This is a genomic window from Streptococcus sp. 9.1, from assembly GCF_016648815.1.
Lineage (GTDB): Bacteria > Bacillota > Bacilli > Lactobacillales > Streptococcaceae > Streptococcus > Streptococcus salivarius_E.
This window is the reverse complement of sequence record NZ_JACLQS010000007.1, coordinates 46546-67360: the sequence shown is the minus strand read 5'-3', so window position 1 is coordinate 67360 and position 20815 is coordinate 46546. Positions and strand designations below refer to the sequence as shown.

The following is a 20815-nucleotide window of genomic DNA, read 5'->3' as shown; positions in this document are numbered from 1 at the left end:
CTCCTCCTTTACACTTTAATTCAAATCTTTATTAAAAAATATTTCATCTTATTTAACAAGAAACCATATTTATATAACAACATAAAATACACTAAGTTATTTTATTGAACATATATCGTACTTTATCTATCCGACTATTTGGACGACGGGGCTGGCAAACAGGTTCACCGGTAGTAACATGGTACCCTTTTAACTCTGTTAAACAAACACTACGTCCATTTGTAAAGAAAGTTAAATCACTACGATATTCTTGAATACACCGAGCAGGGATTTCTCCACTAAGAATGACCTCATTATTTTTCAATTGAGTGTCTACGATGTTCGCACAATATTTAGGAGCATCGTTGTATGCTCGTGAAAGATATTCCTGTGGCGCATAAATTTTAAAACTAAGATATGGCTCTAACAATTCTGTTCCAGCTTTTTTTAAGACTTGTTCCAATACAATAGGAGCAAGCATCCGAAAATCTGCTGGGGTACTAACAGGGCTATAGTATAAGCCATACTTAAAACAGATTTTACAGTCCGTCACATTCCAACCATACAATCCTTGTTCACAGCCATAGCGTATCCCCTCCATAACTGCATTTTGAAACGATTGATTTAAGTATCCAAGAGAAACCGAGCTCTCATACTGTACTCCGCTCCCTAATGGAAGCGGTGCTACAGATAGACCAATGGAAGCCCAGAAAGGATTCGGTGGAACTTCGATGTGAATGGTATACTCTGCTTTTTTTAACGGTCTTTCCATATAAATGACTGTAGGCTCTTTTATTTCTATCTCCACATGATACTTTTCTTGCAGCAGAGCACAAGTCACTTCCATTTGTACTTTCCCTAAGAAAGAAAGTATGATTTCATGTGTCGCAGAATCCACATAATATCGCAGAAGCGGGTCACTGTCGGAGATTTCTAAAAGTGCATCAAGTAACATTTCCCTTTGTTGAGGTTTGCTCGGTTCAACAGTCGTTTGCAGCAGAGGGAGGGGATTTTCAATTCTCTCTCTCTGTGGCAATAGCTTTGTATCTCCAAGAACACTATTTAACTTCAAAAACTCATTCTGCAAAATAACAATTTCCCCGGAATAAGCCTTATCGATTTTACATAATTCACCATTTATTGAAGTATACATTTCTGTAATTTTTATTTTTTCCTTTTCCGATATTCTAACCGGATCTCGCAAATGCAGTACGCCACTATAAAGACGTATATATGCAAGACGCTGTCTTTTTTCCGAATACTCAATTTTGAAAACTTTTCCGCAAAGTTCAGACTGACCTCGATGTGTTGATGAATAAAATTTATTCGTAATCACTTCTATAAGGTTATCAATCCCTATATTGTTTTTTGCACTTCCGTGATAAACAGGGAACAGGGAACAATTATGAAATCTTATGCTTTCCTCTTGTTCGAGTTCTAATGCTTCCAATAATTTCCCAGACGTATATTTCTCCAAAAGGTAATCATTTCCTTCTATTACCATATCCCATTGTTCAGATTCGGTAAAGTTCATTACACGCATATTAGGATGCAGTTCTACCTTCTGTTTGATTACAATTTCCGCAGAAAGTTTCTCTTTAATATCCTGATAAACCGTTGATAAATCAATTCCATTTTGGTCAATCTTATTGATAAAAAAGATTGTGGGAATACCTATTTTCCTAAGTGCATGAAACAATATACGAGTTTGTGCTTGTACGCCATCTTTTGCAGAAATCAGTAGAATTGCCCCATCTAATACTGATAATGAACGATATACTTCTGCTAAAAAATCCATATGTCCTGGCGTGTCTATGATGTTCACCTTCGTATTTTCCCACTGAAAAGAGGTTATTCCTGTCTGAATTGTAATTCCTCTCTGACGTTCTAAAAGCGTATTATCCGTCCTAGTTGTACCTTTGTCCACGCTTCCTAATTCTGTAATCGCTCCACTGTTATATAATAAGCTTTCTGTTAAGGTAGTTTTTCCTGCATCAACATGAGCTAAAACTCCAATATTAATAATTTTCATGTGATTTTCCTCCATTCAAAAACCCAAAAGGGCATAAAAATCCCAGTGATAAATACTTTTATCACTGGGATTTTTATGCATAACCATAGGTATACAAAGCATACAGATATTCTCTGGATACTTTAGAATCACATGATAAAGGTATTCTTAAACTGGGTACAAAAAACTAAGCCCTCCTAAAAAAGGACATCTAATTATTTGTTCCCGCTATCAAATTGACAGTTTATTTAAGAATACCTTGCCGCATATTTATTAACTCCTTTTAAATAGTCACTTAAATAATAGCACGTAAGAGCATATTTGTAAAGGAATCTCCAATTTTTTATCAAAAAGAGTACATGATTACAAAGTATCTGTAATCATGTACCAATATTTGTTATTTTACAATCTTCCAATTACTCCCGTTCTTTTCAAGTACCAAATCAAATTGAGATACCTGCGTTGCTTTGGTCTGCTGGTCGATATACTCCACTGTCAGCGATACCGTGACTTGATTATCCTTACGATTGTGAATAGGATTTACCAGTTCTTGAAAGATGTACTCTTTTCCGATTGGTTTTAATATCCCGTCATTCACATAGTAGGAAAGTTCACTGGCTGTCGCTGTAGGATAGAGCTTGAAGAACGTCGTTAAAAACTCATTGATTTCATTGGTTGTAATGGAATCAACCGTCCCCTCACTTTCAATGGCTTTTGGTTTATAACTTGATTTCTTAGGTATGTTGGTAATGGTCGGATTCTTAACCAGTACCATATTTCCAGAACCATCTACATAGACACTCACTATATAAGCAGAGTGGACGGTCTTTGTATTTTCTCCCTCTGTAATGAGCTGGTCTACACTGTAGGTTACATTAAACTCATTGTCGCCAGTTGGCTCTACCGTCCATATCTGAAATCCTCTTACAGAAGACGATACAGGAATATCTTTGCGTACTGTATCAACATTGAGAGCTTGAAGTTCATCTGTCAGATAGCCTTTTAGACTTTCCATTCGATTATCAATGGACTTATCGGATTGCTCCCATGAATAGTAGACTTTCGCAAAGTTCTCTACAAAATTTTCTACATGATGAGTATCAACGTATTCCTTTTCTATGATAGTTGTTTCGTGAATAGTATGAGTATCTATAGCTGTAAAGTGCTTGAATATCGCAAAGCTGAAACTAAGCCCTAAAAGTACCCACAAGGCAATCACAACCTTTTTATGAGGATTGACCTTATAGACACGAGGTTTCTTTTCCTTTGGTATCTGTTTTTCTTTATTCTGATTTTTTCTAAATTTCATCATTAAATCTTCCTTTCTCATTGTTTGATTCGTCCTGCTCCCACTAAATGCTGTTGCCAGTAGGGGCTTGTTAAGTCGGCATAACCGATTGGGTCGCCTGCATGAAACATACGGTTATTGCCAAGGTATATCCCAACATGAGTAATATAAGAGCCAGCGTTATAGGTAGAATGAAAGAAAACCAAATCGCCAGCTTGTGCTTCCGATAGTGGGATATGCTGGGTCACATCATATTGCTGTTGTGCGGTTCGTGGTAAGTTAATTCCAGCTTTTCCATACGTCCATTGTGTCAGTCCGCTACAATCAAAAGAAGTAGTCGGGGAAGCTCCACCGTAAACGTATCGCCAGCCCTCATATTTCAGTGCTTCGTCCATGATGGCTTGTACCGTATCATCATCAAACTCTGTTGTGACAAGATACTGCGTTACCAGTTGCACATAAAACATATTGCCATAGTTGTATCGCCAGCCCCCATTGATAGGTATGGCTATGGGATTGGGGTAAGACACTTTTTCGCCACCTGAATACTCTTTTGAGAAACTTTGAGCCAGTTCAAAGGTATATTTATTTCCACGATTAGCCACATACCCTAAGAAACCACCACCATAATTGTAGGACTGGATAACCGATTCTAAATCTACACTGAGCCTTTCGCTACTGGCTAATAATTCACTGAAATACTTCACACCTTGCTTAATGGATTCTTCTGTACTCAATGAATTAGGTGGAAGACCGAGGGATTCCGAGGACTGCATAACATCTTCCGCAGTACCGCCCGATTCCACCTGTATAATCGCAAGAAGTATGTTGACATATTCTTCAACGCCATATTCTTTGGCATATTTTTCTACCATAGGCTTATGAGCCAGCACTTCTGCGGAAACATTCACACCTCCATAATGAATATTGGAAATTCCGCTGTCCTGTTCATCTGAAAATAAAATGGCAACAAACAGAAGCAGTGAGAAGACCATCAAGAATAATCCAGAACCACCAATCACTAAAGTTTTCAACTTCATGGTTTCTTACCGACTTTCTTAATGGTGGCGGTTTTGATTGGTGGTCTACTTCTTGTATTTTGTAGTGGTACTCTTTGAACAGTAGACGGACGTTCTTTTGTGATTGGACGTTGTGAAGTTCTATCTGCTGTAGTGGTTGAAGTTGCTGGCTTTTGAACGGTTTTTTCTTGAACGGTATTGCCTTGGCGTTCCACTTTTGGACTTGAAAAATCGGACTTAACTGCTGGACGCTCTTGTTTGGCTTGTTGAGATTCCTTATATGAAGTCTGAATATTAGACTGTTTTGAGGTCTGTTCATCATGATATTGTTCTTGTCTTGTAGTCGGTCTTTCATGAACAGAAGAAGCAGGCTGTTTTTTCTGTTTGACCTGTTCCATTTCAGAGCGACGCTTCGCAATGGTTTTTCGCCTTTGTTCCTGCTGTTCCTTGCGTCCACTGGCTCTGTCCGCTTTGGTTTGAGAAATACTACTGGTTAAATCACGGACATTCTCTTTTACTTTGGATTTTCCTTGATATACTGCATATCTTGCATTGGTCGGCAAATCTTTAACCTGTTCTTTCAAACCACTAGCAGTGTCTACCATTCTGTCTTTGGTATCAGCTACTGTACCGATGGTTTGACCGATACGTTTTCCAAGTGTTGATTTTTCCTTTCCGTCTGGTCGGGAGTGATCTGCTTGTGTCCTTGCAGAACTCCCCGAACCCGACTGTCCTTTTTTACCTGTAACAATGGCAGACCCAGCCCCTAGAGTAGTCATGGAACGTCCAAGTTTCCGCTGTAGACGGTGCATGTGAGCGTGCATAAGCATACGAGGTTTTCTCATCACACGACTTCCCACACTTTGAGAATCGTTACTCTGTAGAGAAAACATACTCATTAAATCGCCCAGCTTGAAGTAGATTCCTGCAAAGGTCACAATCTGTAGAAAAGCAATCAAAAAGAACGGATAACCAGCCGATAAGGTATAGAGCATGGTTGAAATACTAAATGCTGTCGTAATAATCAATGTGATTCCAGCTCGTGTCAAAATGGTATTAAAGAGCTTTGTTATGGCTCGTTTTGACATACCATCAAATGATGGAATCATGCTTAAAATAAAGCTCACAGGCAGAAACATAGCATAGATGATAAAAAGTACCTGCGAGAAAATCATGATTCCTGTTAATAGGAATACAAATATGGAAATCCCAATATTGAAGACAAATAGGAAGAAGACTGTACCTAAACGGTTAATGGTCTTTGTAATGGTTAGATTGGTATTGCTTCTGTCTTCAATTTCTTCCGCAACAATTTTTTCTCTGTCTTCGCCATTGTTGGAATCTGGGCTGGTGGAGAGCAGGCTTTCCACACGGTCAATACCGATACTTTCAATGTCTGAACTGTTGTATTGAAGCAGTAGCCACGGTTGCTGAACCTGTATGGAAAACAGGCTATCTCTGATTAAGTCCACGCTGTCCTTGCCTTGACTATCGGAATGGGGCATGACAATCTTCGTGCCAAGTGATAAACTGGCATTACTGATGTCTGATGAAAAGTCATTGATTTTTTTAATGTAGTCGGGAGCGTAGGCAATAAAGGAAGCCGATAGGATAAACACCAGCACAAAATTCATAATGGCATGAATTGCCTTTGTGGTTTCTCTCTTTATCAGTCCCGTATAGGCAACATAAACCCCAAGAACCAAAATCAAGAGTAAGAGGAATCCAACATAGAAACCCTCTGTTGAAAATCCGTTTGCACTCACACCAGCTAAGGTCTGCATATTCTTACCAATGGAATCTGCTGTAGCGGAAATGAAGTCTAAGGAATAGGCTTCCTGTACTAAGTAACCTGTCGCATTGGAAACATACAAACTGATTGTCCAAATAAAATTGGTAATGGCATATAGTCCATACATGACCTGTTTTCCAATCCCGTCCGACCAGTTCCACGGAAGCCAGCCCCAGCTATTATCCACATAAAAATCCAGTTGATAGTTTTCAAGTGGGTATCGGCTGTATTCATTTGCCACATTGACCGTATCATCTACCAAGCCCGCAGCTTGAACCACCGTTCCCAGCATGGCTAAAAGAAAAATGGCAATCACAAGTGTGAAAGCCACTGTCATTGCCACTTTACCTAGACGTTTCAGCGTCCAGTTTGATTTTATTCTGTTTACTATTGATGGTTTCACATTTACACCTCTTTTCGCACAGGTGGTCTGGTATCAAAGGCATGGAGCAGTTCTTCAAATACAGGGTGGAACTGTATCACACCGACACGACCATATAAATCACTGATAAGGCATTGCCCGTTTTCCAAATCACGCAATCGCTTCTGATTGTTTTCGTCCTCTGGGTCTACACCAAAAAAGGCTAAGGTCTTTTTAATCTCGTTAAGGTCAGTGGAACGAAATGCAAATTTTAAGCCGAGGTTATTTTTCAGTTTTTCATCTAAGAGGTCGTCTGTATTTTGGGTCACGAAATATACCCCAGCGTTCATAGCACGACCAGCCCGAACCAGCTTCATAGATAGTGTTTTTCCTTGTGCTACCTGTAAAAAGCTCCATGCTTCGTCTAAATCTACAATCTTGAAAATGCTTCGGTCTGTATGGATAAAGTCTAAAGCAAAGGTACTAATGACAATCAGCATAGCAACGGATAAAAGCTCCATAGTGGTATATTCCTCAAAGGAAGTTTCCTTGTCGGGAAGTACCAAGTCCGCAACCTGTATAATGTTCAGTTGTTTTTCTAAGCTGATAGACTGCTCCACATAACCATTACTGAATAATAAATGTGCAAAGTCATAGTCTGTAAAACTTTCGATATGGTCGGCTATACTGGTACTTAGTGGCGTATTCTCAACCCGTAATTCCTCAATCACTTTCATCAACCCTCGTACTTCACTATTGGTTACTGCACGAATGGCTTTTCTAAGGATTGGGAAGCGTTCCCCATCACGAGAGGAAATCCCCGTAAGGAATGTCAGAATATCAATAGCCAGTGATTCAGAATCTTTGGGATTTTTCATAATCACATAAGGGTCAAGTAAGCCTTTGTTTTTCTCATCAGAAGTCAGAGTGACGATATTGATTTCATGGGAAATCTCTGGCAAGGTTTCTTTCCATCTGCCACGTTCTGCTTTTGGGTCTACAATCACTGCTTGTGCCCCATAAAGCACCGCATAATAGACGATAAGGTTATTCGCAAAGGATTTACCACCACCCAGCGAACCAACAAAAGCCGACGCTAACGCATTGGTTACTGAACCCTTAACCCCTTGACTGGCAAGAGCAGGTTTCAGATAGACATTGCGTCCAGTATCTAAGCTGTAGCCAACATAAATCCCCTCATTTTCCCCCAGCATTTGAGTAGCACCAAAACCTAAACCAGCGAGGAAATCAGAGGTCACGTATTGAATATAATCATTCATATAACGCTTGCTGGCAGGTAAAAATTCTTCATGTAAGCCGAGCATATCCCCAAATGGTCGTACCAGTTTTACGCTTAAATCGTCATAAAAATCTTTCACTTCATTACAACGACGTTTGAGTTCGTCAAGATCATTTGCTGATACCCTTACCACATAAGACAGCTTGTACATAGATTCCTTGCTTTGGTCTAAATTGGTTTCCAGCTCATTCACACTTTCCAGAGCTTCCGCCACATTGGAGCTGGTTTCATTATCACTTTGCCAAGCGTGGTTATCCAAGTCTTTCAGTTCTTTCTTTTTATTGCGGACAGTAGATAGGGCTTTACGATTCGCTACAATTTCCACATTCATTGACGTATCAATCGGGAATGTAAATTGCTGTTGCTGGTAGTAGAAGATTTCAGAGGACGGGAAGTCCAGTTCTCCGACAATGCTGTTAATGGTAAAGTAAGCTACATAGACGGTTTCATCTTCCTGCTGGATTTTCAAATATCGCTGTTTTTCTTCCACCAAACAGCGAGTAGGCTTAATCAAGTCATAGTATTTAATCAGCGTTTCATTATCCAGCTTTTTCTTTGATAGATGGTACTCATACTCTTCATAGGCAGTGCCTGTCTGTCCGTAAAGGTGTTCAATCAGATAGCCGAAGTCGTCCTTATCTAACCTGCGGATTTTGAAACGACGAGAGATTTTATTTTCTAAGAGCTTTTCCATCTTCTGAAAACGCAGGATTTCATCATTACTCATACTAACAAAATCGCCCATCAGCTTATGGTTCACATCATAGACAAAATCAGACAAAGCATTTTTTGCTTCAACGGTAAGACTTTTCATAGAAAACTCCTGATCGTTGAGAAGCAACTTAAAGCCGATAAAGAAACGGTAGTTCACTTGATTTTCGCCAATCATGGATATTAAAGCGTCTGTCTGTTGGTCGATTTTGTCATAGGCAACCGCTTTGAGCTTGCCAGTGACTTCATTTTTGGAACGCTCTTGTGCAGAACGTATGCTGGATTCTGTACTGATTTGTAAAGCATGAATTTTGCCATCACGATTTTGTGCGATAAGCTGTCTGAAAGAATCATGCACTTGTATTTTCTGTTCTGGACTTAGAAATGAGTAATTGTAAGGAACAAGCTCATAGTAAGCATAACATTCCCCGTCTTTATTCCAGACGAGATTGTTTTCAATGTATTTAATTGGATATGCCATAAAATTCACTCCTAACTGCTGTAATGGCTTCTTGTGGCTGGTTTCTGCCAAGCGTTACTTTTTTTCCTGCATAGGTCAGCTTTGGTCGCAGTGCATAAGCAATGACAGACTTCAAAAATCCATAAGGCTTTTTACCATCAAAAGTTTTTGTAGACATAAACCATGTGAAAGCCACAGGAATCCCAAAGTATTTGAGAAATGCTCCCTCTATCATGGAAAGAGGGGGCAAGTTGCCAAGTATCATCACTGCAAAGAGTGACACGACAAACCATGTCATTTGCGTAAAGGTTATGGGAAACGGAAGTCTAAAATCATTGATAGAATACAGTACCTTTTCCACAGACCAGATACTGGTATAGCTTCGTATTTTCTTCATGTAATCAATCCTTTCATAAAAAATAGGGGTAGCTGATTGAGCCACCCCGTAAAATAGAAAATCTGCCAGTAGTAATGTACCGACAGATTTAATAGACGATTTCAAAAATCCCATGATTGGTTGAGATAAACGTTCCTGAAAGGTCTAAATCCCGACCATAGGCTTGATAATCAATATAGTTTTGAAGACTAGCTGGTACTTCGCCTAAAGCACCCGTTTCTTCAATGTAGTAGCGTGCCACGTCATACATATCATCACAATCGGAATGAATGATAATATCCTCTTGATGTTCGCTTAGTTCTTCAATGCTTGAAAAATGAGTGAGCAGAGCAGATAGCTCCGATTGTAATTCTTCGGGTAATTCCGATACCATTTCCCATAGTCGATTGAGTTCGCCAATGGAAGTGTATTCGTCAACCGTAAAGGGTAACTCGTAGTCATGAATGGCGTATTCCTCATATTCATCATTCAAGCCGATTTTCTCTTTGACTTCCTCAAAGTCAATGGGAAAGGTAAACCACGCACCGACCAATTCGCCCTCATTGTATTTGCCTAAATTCGCAATATAGACTTGCATATCGTCCATATATTCACGTCCTTTCTTTGTAGAGATTCAAAAATCCCTACCGCACTTCGTTTGGTGTACCATTCCTTTGCGGAACATAAGAAAACCACTTATATTCCACAAAAGAACGGTTTTATTTAAGCACCAATAATGCGATTGAATAGCTCTAGTAAAATGTCTTTTACTCCAGCAGCGTTGAAGACTAAGCCAACCGCAATAATCGCAATAATTAAAAAGCCAATCAGTTTGCTAAACTCACGCTTGAAGCCAAGATACAAGCCAATCACAACGATTGCTAAAAGCACCAGTGATTGAGCGTTTGATAGAAACCAGTTATAAAGGTTTTGTCCAAAATTCATAAAAATGTTCTCCTCTCTATATTCAATGAATTTGTATTTGAGTTATTTTTTTGTTGTTATCACGTCCTGTTCTTTTACTGACTGTTGCTTCAAAATCTGCTTGTGTCGGTCTGTCAGTTTCGCATGGTCGAGAATGTCTTTTACAACCTGCGTCTGGTTGATTTCATCAAGTTTAATCGCAACCTTTAAGGTCGGGGCAACTTGATGAGATAGCCAGTTCAGCGTCCTTTGGAAGGAGTAAGGCTCTGGTTTTGTGGTTAGTTTTAATCGTTCACGATTGTTCCCAATAAACCAAGCCCATTCTTCATTCAGTTTCCAATCAGAACGAGGTTTGGAATCGTCTTTATCTACAAAACGGATATACCGATTGATAATTTTAAAGGCGGTATGCTCTGGATTGTCATAGACGAGTAAATCACGGACTGCATAATAGGCACGCTCATTTTTCAATCGAATCTCAAAACGGTTTTTTACTTCTGCGTCTTCAATGGGAATATCATTTTTCTTGTACTGCTCGTAGTCCTTTTCATAGATACAGAAATAAACTTCACTTTGTAATGAACCGATATAGAGGGTGTTTCCCATACATTCCTTTTCCTCTTTGCGTACCAGTTCGCCACTGCGATAGCTTTTAAAACTGCGGAAGACGGAGATACATTCTTCCTGTTGGCACTTTTCAGTGAGTACAGGGATATTTAAAATCCCTGTCTTATCGTTAATGGCAAGGTCAAGGCGTTTCATCACACCGCCAGCCACCAAAACGTCCATAAAGAACTCATACCAGCTTCTTTGTTGTGCCAGAAGATAGCTTTCAAATTGTCTGCACCCACGACCTTTCAATTCCACCAGAACTCCTTTGTCCAGTTCATGGGAGCAAAGGACGAATATGTCGCCTAAAGCATAATGCTCTGAATAAGAATAGAAACCATAGTCCTCATGAAGAAAATAGGACAGTTTCAGTTGTAAGATGTTTTCGACCACCTGCTGTACGTCTGTTGTCGGAAAGCGAATTCTTACATAATCAAACAGCATTTCAAGGGGAGCGTCGGGATTGAAGCGTTCCAGAGCTTCCCAAAGGGACTGCTGTAAATCCTCTGATGGCTTGACTTTTCCTGTTTCAATATCGCTTAGATACTGCCTTGTAATACCAGTCGCAACAGCTAAACGGTTTTGAGATAGTCCATAAGCCAAGCGTTTTTCTTTTAAATGCTGTAACCAAGTTTGTTCATTCAGTAAAAATCCCTCCAATCAAAAAGGCGTATGTCAACTTTTAAAGCCCATTTGACATACGCTGAAATTTTGTAAATCCCTTGTAACCAAAGGATTTTCTAATGTTTTTTTGACTGTTTCCTGTCGATTTGTACCCCCCTGTTAGATACGGGGGGTTAAGTGCTGGCGTGGCTATTGCCACACCAGCCAGCAAGATCAGTCCACACCTGCGACTTCCGCTTCGCACGTCGCCTGCGTGGACTGTCTGCTGTTGGATAACTTTTTAATTTCCTCCAAGAAATCATATCCTTTTGGTACAAGGGGAGTATAAAACTCTGATATGACACTTGTTCCTACATCAACATAGCCACGACCTTTGATTCGCTTTAAGAAGAAATCCTTTTGTACGTCACTGCCAAACATCATGCCATAGCCCATTTCAGACATACGACCTAAAGCCACTCTGAAATTAAACTGATCACGGATTCCGTCGCCTAAATATTTTGCGTCTGGACGTTGACAAGCCAGTATTAGAAAGAAGCCAGCTTGACGACCTAACATGACAATCTGTTTCAGCTTATTCATAACTGCGGTGTTTTCTTTTGTTCCCAGCATTTCCATGAAAGCGACGTATTCATCAAAGATTAAGAAGTGTGCCGGGAGACCTAAGTAAGCATAATTTTTGCCAGTCTTATAGTTCTTCATCTGCTTCATTTCCTCACTACGTTTCATCATTTCTTCATAGAATGTTTCAATGCAAGAAAGCAAGTCTTCTTTTCTATAGTAGACATTTGCCATCACAGAACCTAAGTCCGCAAGATCAGCATTTTTCGGGTCAAGAATATACAGTTTTGAATCTGTATGAAGCAAGGCTTCAATCAGTGTCAGTATAAAGTAAGTTTTACCGCCACCTGTACCACCAGCAATCAACATATGAGGGAGCTTATCATATTCCCACCATACGTTTTTCATTAAGCGAAGTTTACCATCTTTAGCTTCTACTTCATCAATAGAAATACGACTGGCTATGGTGTCATAGAGCAAAGTATATTCCACATAGGAATCCTTTAACTCTTTATCCGTCAGCTCACAGTACAAGCCACTCTCTAATTTCTTTTCCAAGTGTAAGAGTTGGTCTTGATATTTTCCCAGCGTGATTTCCACCCGTATCTGTATCAAGCCATTTTTAAGTCGATAATACATTTTAGGGAAGTAGGTTATCTTTTCCTTTGTACGACCAGCACTATCTTTAAAGAAACCCTCTGTTTTGACCTGTTCAGATTCATACCACTTGTTTTCAAGTATCATCTTTGCCAGTTTTTGACGGTGGTAAAGTTGTTTAACCGTATCATAGCGAACCCGTTTGAATACAAACGCTACCAGCAAGCAGATAAGAATTGCGACACTGAAACTGATAATTAAATAGGGAATGTCAATCTTATCTGCTTGTGATAGGTTAAAATCCTGCCAGTTGATCTGCTGGATTGTCTTCACATGAAACAGTCCGACAACCAGCAGGAAAACAGGCAGGAGTGACGCTATCGTAAAATGAAAGACTAAATCTTTACCAGATGGGCGAATCCTTTTACCACGCTGTTTCATGCGAAAAAGTCTCCTTTCTACCTAGCGACTATTTGTCTTGTGTCGGTTCTTTCTTTGCTTGTGGTTGAGCTTTGAATGAACTAGAATCCTTTGTCAGCACAATATCGTCTGCCTTGATATACCAGTCAACATCTGCTCCTTGATAGGTGGCAGTAGCAACGGTGTCCGCAATGGGATTGATAAGTTCCACCCGTGCGTTATAATCAAACTCTTTCAAAGGCACGCTGGCAGGAATACTTACTTGAATCATGCGTCCTTGTCCTTTGGATTTTAAGTCATAGGTACGTTCCTTGATTTCATCTGAAACCGACCCGTCTTCATTTTGGATTCTCACTTCACGACGTAGAGCAGAGAATTTCAATTCTCCAAAAGTCGTGTCTTTATCTAATACAATGCCATTTGCTAATCTCATCATTTTTCCTCTCTTTCTTTATTCTTTTATCATGTCGTCAGCATGTAAAAGGTAATTTGTAAAACCACGAGTGCCGATTTTGTAGCCCTCTGCGGTAATACGTGGATTGACTAACTTCACACGTTCCTCAAAGCCGAAATGTTTTTCGCCAGCTTCAGCAGGAAGCACCACCACAATATCATCTGCTCTTTGAACATCAGAATAGAGATTATAGCTTCTTGATAAGACAGTTAGCCGTCCGTTGATTCTTCGCTGAACGACTTTATCCTCGCCAGCAAATTCTAAATTGCCGAATGTTTTTTCCATGTTGGGAATCACAAATTTAAGTTCCATATTTTTACCTATCCTTTCTTTTTTATTGGCTGAATGAATGTTTGATGGTCTTAAAGAGTGGGGAACGACCTTTTGATTCTTGATTTTTTGTTTTCATAAGTTCACTTCCTTTCAAAATCGGGTAAAAAAATAGACACCTCATTTTTTGAAGTGTCTACCTATTAAATATTCAAATTTTATTGGAAGTATCTTTATATCTTCACTTTTCAAGGATAAATCGTCGTATCAAAGCTCATTCATAAGTAGTAAATTAGTAGTAAATTGAGTGGTTTTGACCTTGATAAAGTGTGATAAGTCCAGTTTTTATGCGGATAACTAGATTTTTATGCTATTTTTATCATAAAAATAGTAATACCCAAGGAAAGTTATAGCTTGAATTTTGCTAAGGTGACACCGGACGTCAGCAATCTTTTTCGAGGTTTCATGACTAAGTTTTAAGTTTCTAGATTTTAAATTTTTAGGCTCGGGCTAAGACAATTTTCCCAATTTCCGAGTATCTGAAACTATTTGGTTTCGGGCGCTTGCGTAACGGCATCTTGCATATCAATTTTTCCAAGTCATTTTTTTGAAGGAGAAGTGCTATAAGATGTTAGAAAAGTTGTGTTATTTATATCATATTTTCAATGATTTTGACAATATCCTTTTTATTTTTGACAAAGATGCTTGTCAAAAATAAAAAGAAGCGTTACAATAGTTTTAGACGAAAGAAGGAGAGGTATTCTTATGGGAGCCATATGGATTCTTTTTATCCCTTTTATAGTTATATTTTATGCAAGCTCAGAAAAGAAGATAAAAGGATTGAACAGACGTATCAGACGATTAGAAAAACAAGTGAAAGGAAATAAAGAAATGTCTAGACTTTTAGAAGAATTGAAAGGCCAAACGGCCACTGTTACAGTAGATGGTGTTGGATTTGAGTATGAAATTATGGATATCGATGAAGATTGGGTCAAATTGAGTCGTGAAATTAATAAACAACAAAGAGAAACTAAATTAGTCCGTATCGAAGATATTCAGGGTGTTCAACTATAAGGAGGCGGATGCCATGATCTTAAAAAATCGTCTGAAAGAGTTGAGGGCGCGTGATGGGCTCAACCAATCTGAGCTAGCTAAGCTAGCAGGGGTCTCGCGTCAGTCCATCAGTCTCTTGGAACGGGGGGAATATACCCCTTCGGTTATTATTGCCATCACCATCGCCCAGGTTTTTAAAGAGCCTGTGGAAAATGTTTTTAGTCTTGTAGAGGAAGAGGAATGATTATGAAAAAGCAACCACAAAAAAGATCTCCACGTAATCGTTTTTGGAGAAATGTCGGAATCATCACAGTTTCCGGCTTGATTGGAGGAGTCATTGGTTTTTTGACAGGCATGTTCGGATCCGAAAAACCCCTTGAAATCCAATCCTTCTTTAGTATAGAAGTACTCCTTTTGGGCTCAATACTTTTGTTTCTTATCGTGTTTATGGTCACGATAGCCTTACTAATAAGCGCGAGAAAAGTCCATCAAAAAATGCTCCAGATAGAAGACGAAGAGGAAGCCTATCACTATGACATCCAGAATAAAAAACTGTTTGGGTTAGCGACCATTTTTAAAGGAGTCATGATCTTGCCATACTTTTTAGTCATCATCTTTTATAGTCAATGGGTGTATATGGATAGACCTTCCACAGGGCACTTAGCTTTTATCTTTGGAACTTTTACCATGCTCTATCTTTTTCTTGTCTTGATTGTCCTATTTTTCTTATCAGATATCTTCTTTCGCAAGACCTTCCATCTGCTTTATGGAAAACCAATTCCCCGCAATGTCAATACCAAGGAAGTGCGTGAATTTATGATGAGTATGATGGATGAGGCAGAAAAACAGATAAGCTACGAGGAAAATTTCGAAGTGGTGGTTAAGTTAAGTAATTATATCTTACCTATCATGCTAATTGGAATTTTAATCATTGGGATTGCCTTCCAGACGGATATCCTCTTGGCTTTGAGTGTTGTATCCATCATCTATATTTATATCCTTATTTCACAATACAAGATTACCAAACGTTATTATAAAGAATAAATGTATCATCCATGTTAGAAATCTGTAAAAGCTTTTGGAAGTGATAAAGAGCTCTTTTTATTGAAAATCTTATCTTCCATTTCTTTATATACAATCAATGGGAGTGTTATCAGTCTTGAATCTTAGGGATTCTGAGAGACTATCAAAGGTGACCTAGCTATCGTAAATCATCCAAGCCCTCAGTTGATGCTGAGGGCCTTTTATTTCTCAATTGATTTTTGAAACCCTTTTCACTACAATAGAGATACAGAAAAGGAGGCAGAGATGAAGTATATTGATTTTGCTGAAAATGAGCGATTGTCAACGATTGTCCTTGGGATGATGCGTATTAGCGAATTGAGTGAAGATGAGGTGGAGGGCTTGGTGGAGGGAGCCCTGTCGATTGGAATCAACACCTTTGATTTGGCGGATATTTATGGCAATGGCCAGTGTGAGCAGCTCCTTGGTAAGGTCCTCAAACGTCGTCCGGATCTTCGGGACCAGATGTGGATCCAGTCCAAGTGTGGGATTCGCAAAGATGGTTTTACCTATTTTGATTTTTCCAAAGATTATATTTTGGATTCCGTTGATGGCATCCTCGAGCGTCTGCAGATTGAGCGTTTAGATAGTCTTCTCCTTCACCGACCGGATGCCCTCATGGAGCCTGAAGAAGTGGCAGAAGCCTTTAATCACTTGGAGCAAGCTGGCAAGGTCCGTCATTTTGGGGTGTCCAATCAAAATCCTATGATGATGGAATTGCTCAAAACGGCTGTCAAACAACCTCTCAAGGTCAACCAGCTGCAGTTGAGTGCCGCCTTTACACCGAGCTTTGAAGCTGGTTTTCATGTCAATATGGAAGGCCCAAAAGCAGCCGTGCGAGATGGCAGTGTCTTTGAGTATTGTCGTTTAACTGATACGGTGATTCAGGCCTGGTCTGTCCTCCAGCATGGCTATTTCAAGGGAAATTTTGTCGGTAAAGAAGAGTTTGCGGCCCTCAATCACGTCCTCAATGACTTGGCAAAAAAATACCAAGTCACTCCGACAGCTATTGCCCTTGCTTGGGTTCTCCGCTATCCAGGTAAGATGCAGGCCGTCATCGGAACGACCAAGCCCCAGCATGTCCTTGAAGCAGGAAAAGCAGCAGAAGTTACCCTAACGCGCAAGGAATGGTACCAAATCTACCTTGCTGCAGGTAATGATTTGCCTTAGAATAGTTGTTAGTAGACCAGACTTCACTTGTATCAGTGGGCTGGTTTTTTTGTTTTATGCTTTACAGATCTTTTTTGACAAGTATTTCTTTATTATGGTACTATTTTAGGAAACAACTGTTGCGCAACAACCGTTGCGTGAAAGGAGTCTTATGCCACCCAAGGTTAAATTTAGTAAAGAGGCTATCATTGGGACAGCTTTACAATTGGTGAGAGAAGAGGGAATGGCTAGTTTAACTGCTCGAGCATTAGCGGAGCAACTGGGAGCCACACCGAGAGTCATTTTTGGGCAATTTGCCAATATGGCTGAGTTACAAGCAGAGGTTATTGGTGCTGCGGAAATGGTCGTGGTGGAGTATGTTCGTAAAGCCTTAGAAGATGAGAAGCCTTTTCGATCCGTCGGGGTTGCTTATATCCTTTTCGCCTCAAAAGAGCCCCAACTCTTTCAATTGCTTTTCCAAAATCCTAGCAAAGATTCGATTCGTCGCTTTCAAGATTTTCTTCCCATGAAGGATCATAGCTACCAATTGGTTCTGGAATCGATTGTCGCAGACTATCCGTTGACGTTAGAGGAGGCTAGTCGCTTGTACCAGCATTTATTTATCTACTCACACGGGATGGCCTCGATGGTTGCTTCTGGTATTTATCTGTTCAGCATGGAAGAAGTGATTGGTTTATTGACAGAAGTTTGTCAATCTCTCATCAAAGAAATGGTAGGAAAGAAATGATTCAACTAGAAAATGTTCACAAAAGTTATGGCCAAACAAAGGTTTTAAAAGGGATTGATTTGCAGATTCAAGACCAGGATGATGTGGTTATCCTAGGCCCTTCTGGATCAGGAAAGTCCACTCTCTTAAACGTATTATCAGGATTAGAAAAGGTAGACGAGGGGCATATCCTCATTCAAGGGCAGGATTTGTCTCAACTCACGGATGCTCAATTGACAGCTTTCAGACGTGAGAAGATTGCCTTTATTTTTCAGCAGTATTATTTATTACCGAATCTCACGGTCAGACAGAATGTTAAGATGGGAGCTGATCTGGCAAGCAATCATGATTTTTTGAAGATCATCGAGGATTTGGGTCTTGGCGATAAGCTGGACAAGTATCCAAGTGAATTGTCTGGTGGAGAACAGCAGAGAGTCTCCATTGCTCGGGCCTTAGCCAAAAAGCCAGAGATTCTTTTCTTAGATGAGCCGACTGGGGCCCTGGATGAAGAAACAGGGCGCAAGATTCTCGACTATATCTGGAAATTAAAGGAAAAGTTGGGCTTTACCTTAATCATGGTGACGCACAACCAAAATATTGCGGATATGGCCAGAACCATCATTCGTGTCAATAGTGGCAAGATTACCCAAGTTGTGACCAATGATCAGCCTCAGACTGCCTATGAGATTGGATGGTAAGCCATGTTTTCAGTAAAAGATATTCGAAAATTAGTTGTCGTCAGTATCATTGGGGCTTGTGCGGTCTTTGTGGCTAATCTTTTCTTGAATTTTTATCTTGATATCGAGCAGTTGGAGATTTCTAAAATCAATCCGATGATTCAGACCTACTATGATGCCCAGGTTTCGCTTTCCTGGATGGTGGCCATGGTCAGTGGAGTCGTCTTGTCCTTGACGTCGGTCCTTCTCATGTGTTTTTATATCAAACAATTTGTCGACGACCACAAGGAACAATTAGGAATTTTAAAGGCTTTGGGCTATAGCAATGGCCAGTTGGCTAAACGATTTTGGGCCTTTGGACTCAGTTTTGGAGCTGGAGCGCTTCTTGGCTATTTTGCTTCATTTCTCATGATGGGACATTTTTTTGACTTCCGTAATGAGAAGGGGATTTTGCCAGAAATCACCATTCATTTTCACTGGCAGCTCTTGCTTGCTTTGGTGATCCTGCCAACGACCTTCTTTATGCTTCTCGCGATTGGTTATGCCAGAAGACAACTACAAACACCGGCACTTCGCTTATTGAAAAAGTCTCCAACACCAATCAAGGTCCAAAGGAGAAAGAGGGCTCCCAAGAAAGACAAATCCTTCCTAAAAGAGCTATCCTCGTCACTGATTTGGGGGAGAAAATCTATCTTGTTTTTTGTAGTCTTTGGCTCTATGTGTTTTGCGGCCATGGTTCAATTGTCCTTTGGCTTAAGAGATTACACAGATGACATCATCCAAACCATGATGATTATGATTGGCCTAATTCTTTCTTTCTCGATTCTCTTTTTGTCATTGGGGATTGTCGTCTCAGAAAGTCGCGAAACCTTAGCCTTGATGAAGGCTTTTGGCTACACCAATCGTGAATGCCAAAATCATATTCTCGCTCCCTATCGTTTTTGGGCTTATCTAGGATTTGTTCTTGGGACAGCTTATCAATATGGCATCATGGAAATCTTGATCGGTGTGATCAAAGACACGGTTCCTGAAAAGATTGAGCATAACTTTGATGGGAATGTGTGCTTCTGGACCTTGCTCGGTTTTGCTGTAGTTTATGAAAGCCTCTTTTATCTATCCAACAGAAAACTCCAAAAACAAACCATCAAAGAAGTGCTCTTAGCTGAATGATTTATGACAATAATCCTTAATATCAGTGCTTTTTGATGAGAAAAAATAGTAGATTCATTGACTTTAGACCTCTTAAAGAGGTCTTTTTCTCTGATGAAAACGCTACATAAGAGACTAAATGCACTATCACAATCTTGTGATAGTTTACATCTTCTTAACATTGTCCCGAAATTCTTGCATTCTCTATTGTTAAAGCGTAAGATAGACACTGTTTTAATTTTGTGCATTAAAACATGTCTTGAAATATTTCTAGGTGTACAAGGCAAATAGAATTTTATGAAAGAGGAGTCTCGAATGTCAGATAAACAAATGAAAACCCTTGGTTGGGTGGCAACCTTCATGTCAGTTATGATGTATGTATCATACGTACCACAAATCATGGACAATTTGTCTGGTCATAAAGGAAACTTTATCCAACCATTGGTAGCTGCAGTCAACTGTAGCCTTTGGGTTTACTATGGTCTCTTTAAAAAAGAACGTGACCTTCCCCTTGCTGCGGCCAATGCACCAGGTATTATCTTTGGTTTAATTACAGCATTGACAGCTTTGTTCTAAAATAAAGCGAAATTTCTTTCTATACTATTTTTCTTAACGCAGAAAACGAGAGCAGAACTAGCGACAGTTAAAGATTGTCGTTCTAGTTTCACTCTCGTTTTTTGTTTTTAGTTACTAAGAAGAGCCTTGATAGCATCTTCCATTTTTAGTGGTTCAGTTTTGGAAGAAAAGCGTTCGACGACTTGACCTTCACGGTTAATCAAAAACTTAGCAAAGTTCCATTCGATTCTAGCCCCAAGAGGTCCAGATTTTTCTTGTTTTAGCCAATCAAAAAGTGGTTCTGCTTCCTTTCCATTGACCTTGATTTTGGCAAACCGAGGGAAGGTAGTATGGTAATTTAGGGTGCAGAAGGTATTGATTTCTTCAGCACTACCAGGTGCCTGCCCCATAAATTGATTACAAGGAAAATCAAGAATCTCGAAACCCTGGTTTTTGTATTTGTCATAAAGTTCTTGCAAGCCCTGATACTGTGGCGTCAAACCACAGCCTGTTGCTGTATTGACGATTAAGACGACCTTGCCCTTATAGTCCTGGAGAGACACAAGCTGGTTGGATTGATTTGAAACTGTAAAATCGTATAAGGTTGTCATAGGAAACCTCCTTTGGTTTAGTTGAGACTATTATAGCAAAAATAAAGACATAAGAATTGTACTTTTACAGTATAGC

General features: G+C 39.7%; 22 protein-coding genes and 1 pseudogene. 8 read left to right on the top strand and 15 right to left on the bottom strand.

Features of this window, described 5'->3' with window-relative positions; translation table 11 throughout:
- Positions 1 to 91 precede the first annotated feature (91 nt).
- The 14 genes and pseudogenes from tet(M) to H7T93_RS06345 all read right to left on the bottom strand — a co-directional run bounded on the left by tet(M) (position 92) and on the right by H7T93_RS06345 (position 13798).
- On the bottom strand, positions 92 to 2011 hold the full coding sequence (gene tet(M), locus H7T93_RS06410) for a tetracycline resistance ribosomal protection protein Tet(M) (RefSeq protein ID WP_201041699.1): 1920 nt from the start codon (positions 2009 to 2011) through the stop codon (positions 92 to 94).
- A 15-nt stretch (positions 2012 to 2026) separates the two neighbouring features.
- Positions 2027 to 2074, bottom strand: a pseudogene (locus tag H7T93_RS10065) (hypothetical protein); the annotation flags it as partial.
- Positions 2075 to 2387: 313 nt separating this feature from the next.
- Positions 2388 to 3320, bottom strand: a complete 933-nt coding sequence (locus H7T93_RS06400; protein ID WP_001224319.1) for a conjugal transfer protein — start codon at positions 3318 to 3320, stop codon at positions 2388 to 2390.
- A complete protein-coding gene (locus H7T93_RS06395; RefSeq protein WP_000769868.1) occupies positions 3317 to 4318 on the bottom strand; it encodes a lysozyme family protein in 1002 nt (333 codons plus the stop codon). Before H7T93_RS06395 ends, H7T93_RS06400 begins: the two co-directional genes overlap by 4 nt.
- A complete protein-coding gene (locus tag H7T93_RS06390) occupies positions 4315 to 6492 on the bottom strand; it encodes a CD3337/EF1877 family mobilome membrane protein (protein ID WP_000804748.1) in 2178 nt (725 codons plus the stop codon). Before H7T93_RS06390 ends, H7T93_RS06395 begins: the two co-directional genes overlap by 4 nt.
- A gap of 2 nt (positions 6493 to 6494) precedes the next feature.
- The gene (locus tag H7T93_RS06385) at positions 6495 to 8942 is read right to left on the bottom strand and encodes an ATP-binding protein (RefSeq protein ID WP_000331160.1); all 2448 of its coding nucleotides are present in this window, start codon (positions 8940 to 8942) and stop codon (positions 6495 to 6497) included.
- Positions 8926 to 9318 (bottom strand): conjugal transfer protein, encoded by a 393-nt coding sequence (locus H7T93_RS06380; RefSeq protein WP_000723888.1) that lies wholly within the window; start codon positions 9316 to 9318, stop codon positions 8926 to 8928. Before H7T93_RS06380 ends, H7T93_RS06385 begins: the two co-directional genes overlap by 17 nt.
- A gap of 88 nt (positions 9319 to 9406) precedes the next feature.
- Positions 9407 to 9904, bottom strand: a complete 498-nt coding sequence (locus tag H7T93_RS06375; protein WP_000342539.1) for an antirestriction protein ArdA — start codon at positions 9902 to 9904, stop codon at positions 9407 to 9409.
- Positions 9905 to 10020: 116 nt separating this feature from the next.
- Positions 10021 to 10242 (bottom strand): hypothetical protein, encoded by a 222-nt coding sequence (locus H7T93_RS06370; RefSeq protein WP_001009056.1) that lies wholly within the window; start codon positions 10240 to 10242, stop codon positions 10021 to 10023.
- Positions 10243 to 10284: 42 nt separating this feature from the next.
- Positions 10285 to 11490 (bottom strand): MobT family relaxase, encoded by a 1206-nt coding sequence (gene mobT, locus H7T93_RS06365; RefSeq protein WP_000398284.1) that lies wholly within the window; start codon positions 11488 to 11490, stop codon positions 10285 to 10287.
- A 22-nt stretch (positions 11491 to 11512) separates the two neighbouring features.
- Positions 11513 to 11665, bottom strand: a complete 153-nt coding sequence (locus H7T93_RS06360) for a hypothetical protein (RefSeq protein ID WP_000879507.1) — start codon at positions 11663 to 11665, stop codon at positions 11513 to 11515.
- A gap of 2 nt (positions 11666 to 11667) precedes the next feature.
- Entirely contained in the window at positions 11668 to 13053 is a 1386-nt protein-coding gene (locus H7T93_RS06355; RefSeq protein WP_000813488.1) for an FtsK/SpoIIIE domain-containing protein, read from the bottom strand.
- Between the two features lie 28 nt (positions 13054 to 13081).
- Positions 13082 to 13468, bottom strand: a complete 387-nt coding sequence (locus tag H7T93_RS06350) for a YdcP family protein (RefSeq protein WP_000985015.1) — start codon at positions 13466 to 13468, stop codon at positions 13082 to 13084.
- A gap of 15 nt (positions 13469 to 13483) precedes the next feature.
- Positions 13484 to 13798 carry a YdcP family protein gene (locus H7T93_RS06345; protein WP_000420682.1) on the bottom strand — a complete coding sequence of 105 codons (315 nt, stop codon included), beginning with the start codon at positions 13796 to 13798 and terminating at the stop codon, positions 13484 to 13486.
- A 723-nt stretch (positions 13799 to 14521) separates the two neighbouring features.
- Between H7T93_RS06345 and H7T93_RS06340 the strand changes: the two genes are divergently transcribed.
- From H7T93_RS06340 to H7T93_RS06305, 8 genes are all read left to right on the top strand, one after another.
- Positions 14522 to 14830, top strand: coding sequence for a hypothetical protein (locus tag H7T93_RS06340; RefSeq protein ID WP_037602207.1), 309 nt, complete (start codon positions 14522 to 14524; stop codon positions 14828 to 14830).
- 13 nt (positions 14831 to 14843) lie between these two features.
- Entirely contained in the window at positions 14844 to 15053 is a 210-nt protein-coding gene (locus H7T93_RS06335) for a helix-turn-helix transcriptional regulator (protein WP_021143931.1), read from the top strand.
- Positions 15050 to 15853, top strand: coding sequence for a DUF3169 family protein (locus tag H7T93_RS06330; RefSeq protein ID WP_014634712.1), 804 nt, complete (start codon positions 15050 to 15052; stop codon positions 15851 to 15853). The genes H7T93_RS06335 and H7T93_RS06330 overlap by 4 nt, the downstream gene beginning before the upstream one ends.
- 264 nt (positions 15854 to 16117) lie before the next feature.
- On the top strand, positions 16118 to 17041 hold the full coding sequence (locus H7T93_RS06325) for an aldo/keto reductase (RefSeq protein WP_014634711.1): 924 nt from the start codon (positions 16118 to 16120) through the stop codon (positions 17039 to 17041).
- Between the two features lie 151 nt (positions 17042 to 17192).
- Positions 17193 to 17768, top strand: coding sequence for a TetR/AcrR family transcriptional regulator (locus H7T93_RS06320; RefSeq protein WP_037602203.1), 576 nt, complete (start codon positions 17193 to 17195; stop codon positions 17766 to 17768).
- Positions 17765 to 18445, top strand: coding sequence for an ABC transporter ATP-binding protein (locus H7T93_RS06315; protein WP_037597976.1), 681 nt, complete (start codon positions 17765 to 17767; stop codon positions 18443 to 18445). Before H7T93_RS06320 ends, H7T93_RS06315 begins: the two co-directional genes overlap by 4 nt.
- Before the next feature lie 3 nt (positions 18446 to 18448).
- Positions 18449 to 19594, top strand: coding sequence for an FtsX-like permease family protein (locus H7T93_RS06310; RefSeq protein WP_037602201.1), 1146 nt, complete (start codon positions 18449 to 18451; stop codon positions 19592 to 19594).
- 294 nt (positions 19595 to 19888) lie between these two features.
- Positions 19889 to 20149, top strand: a complete 261-nt coding sequence (locus H7T93_RS06305; protein WP_002885327.1) for a SemiSWEET family transporter — start codon at positions 19889 to 19891, stop codon at positions 20147 to 20149.
- A gap of 107 nt (positions 20150 to 20256) precedes the next feature.
- Here the strand turns inward: H7T93_RS06305 and H7T93_RS06300 are convergent, their stop codons facing one another.
- Positions 20257 to 20739, bottom strand: a complete 483-nt coding sequence (locus H7T93_RS06300) for a glutathione peroxidase (RefSeq protein WP_037602199.1) — start codon at positions 20737 to 20739, stop codon at positions 20257 to 20259.
- Between the last annotated feature and the right edge of the window lie 76 nt (positions 20740 to 20815).

Coding starts and splice junctions, on each gene's coding strand:
- H7T93_RS06400 (WP_001224319.1), bottom strand. CDS start 3,320: ATGAGAAAGGAAGATTTAATGATGAAATTTAGAAAAAATCAGAATAAA.
- H7T93_RS06395 (WP_000769868.1), bottom strand. CDS start 4,318: ATGAAGTTGAAAACTTTAGTGATTGGTGGTTCTGGATTATTCTTGATG.
- H7T93_RS06385 (WP_000331160.1), bottom strand. CDS start 8,942: ATGGCATATCCAATTAAATACATTGAAAACAATCTCGTCTGGAATAAA.
- H7T93_RS06380 (WP_000723888.1), bottom strand. CDS start 9,318: ATGAAGAAAATACGAAGCTATACCAGTATCTGGTCTGTGGAAAAGGTA.
- H7T93_RS06375 (WP_000342539.1), bottom strand. CDS start 9,904: ATGGACGATATGCAAGTCTATATTGCGAATTTAGGCAAATACAATGAG.
- H7T93_RS06370 (WP_001009056.1), bottom strand. CDS start 10,242: ATGAATTTTGGACAAAACCTTTATAACTGGTTTCTATCAAACGCTCAA.
- H7T93_RS06355 (WP_000813488.1), bottom strand. CDS start 13,053: ATGAAACAGCGTGGTAAAAGGATTCGCCCATCTGGTAAAGATTTAGTC.
- H7T93_RS06350 (WP_000985015.1), bottom strand. CDS start 13,468: ATGATGAGATTAGCAAATGGCATTGTATTAGATAAAGACACGACTTTT.
- H7T93_RS06345 (WP_000420682.1), bottom strand. CDS start 13,798: ATGGAACTTAAATTTGTGATTCCCAACATGGAAAAAACATTCGGCAAT.
- H7T93_RS06340 (WP_037602207.1), top strand. CDS start 14,522: ATGGGAGCCATATGGATTCTTTTTATCCCTTTTATAGTTATATTTTAT.
- H7T93_RS06335 (WP_021143931.1), top strand. CDS start 14,844: ATGATCTTAAAAAATCGTCTGAAAGAGTTGAGGGCGCGTGATGGGCTC.
- H7T93_RS06330 (WP_014634712.1), top strand. CDS start 15,050: ATGATTATGAAAAAGCAACCACAAAAAAGATCTCCACGTAATCGTTTT.
- H7T93_RS06325 (WP_014634711.1), top strand. CDS start 16,118: ATGAAGTATATTGATTTTGCTGAAAATGAGCGATTGTCAACGATTGTC.
- H7T93_RS06320 (WP_037602203.1), top strand. CDS start 17,193: ATGCCACCCAAGGTTAAATTTAGTAAAGAGGCTATCATTGGGACAGCT.
- H7T93_RS06315 (WP_037597976.1), top strand. CDS start 17,765: ATGATTCAACTAGAAAATGTTCACAAAAGTTATGGCCAAACAAAGGTT.
- H7T93_RS06310 (WP_037602201.1), top strand. CDS start 18,449: ATGTTTTCAGTAAAAGATATTCGAAAATTAGTTGTCGTCAGTATCATT.
- H7T93_RS06305 (WP_002885327.1), top strand. CDS start 19,889: ATGTCAGATAAACAAATGAAAACCCTTGGTTGGGTGGCAACCTTCATG.
- H7T93_RS06300 (WP_037602199.1), bottom strand. CDS start 20,739: ATGACAACCTTATACGATTTTACAGTTTCAAATCAATCCAACCAGCTT.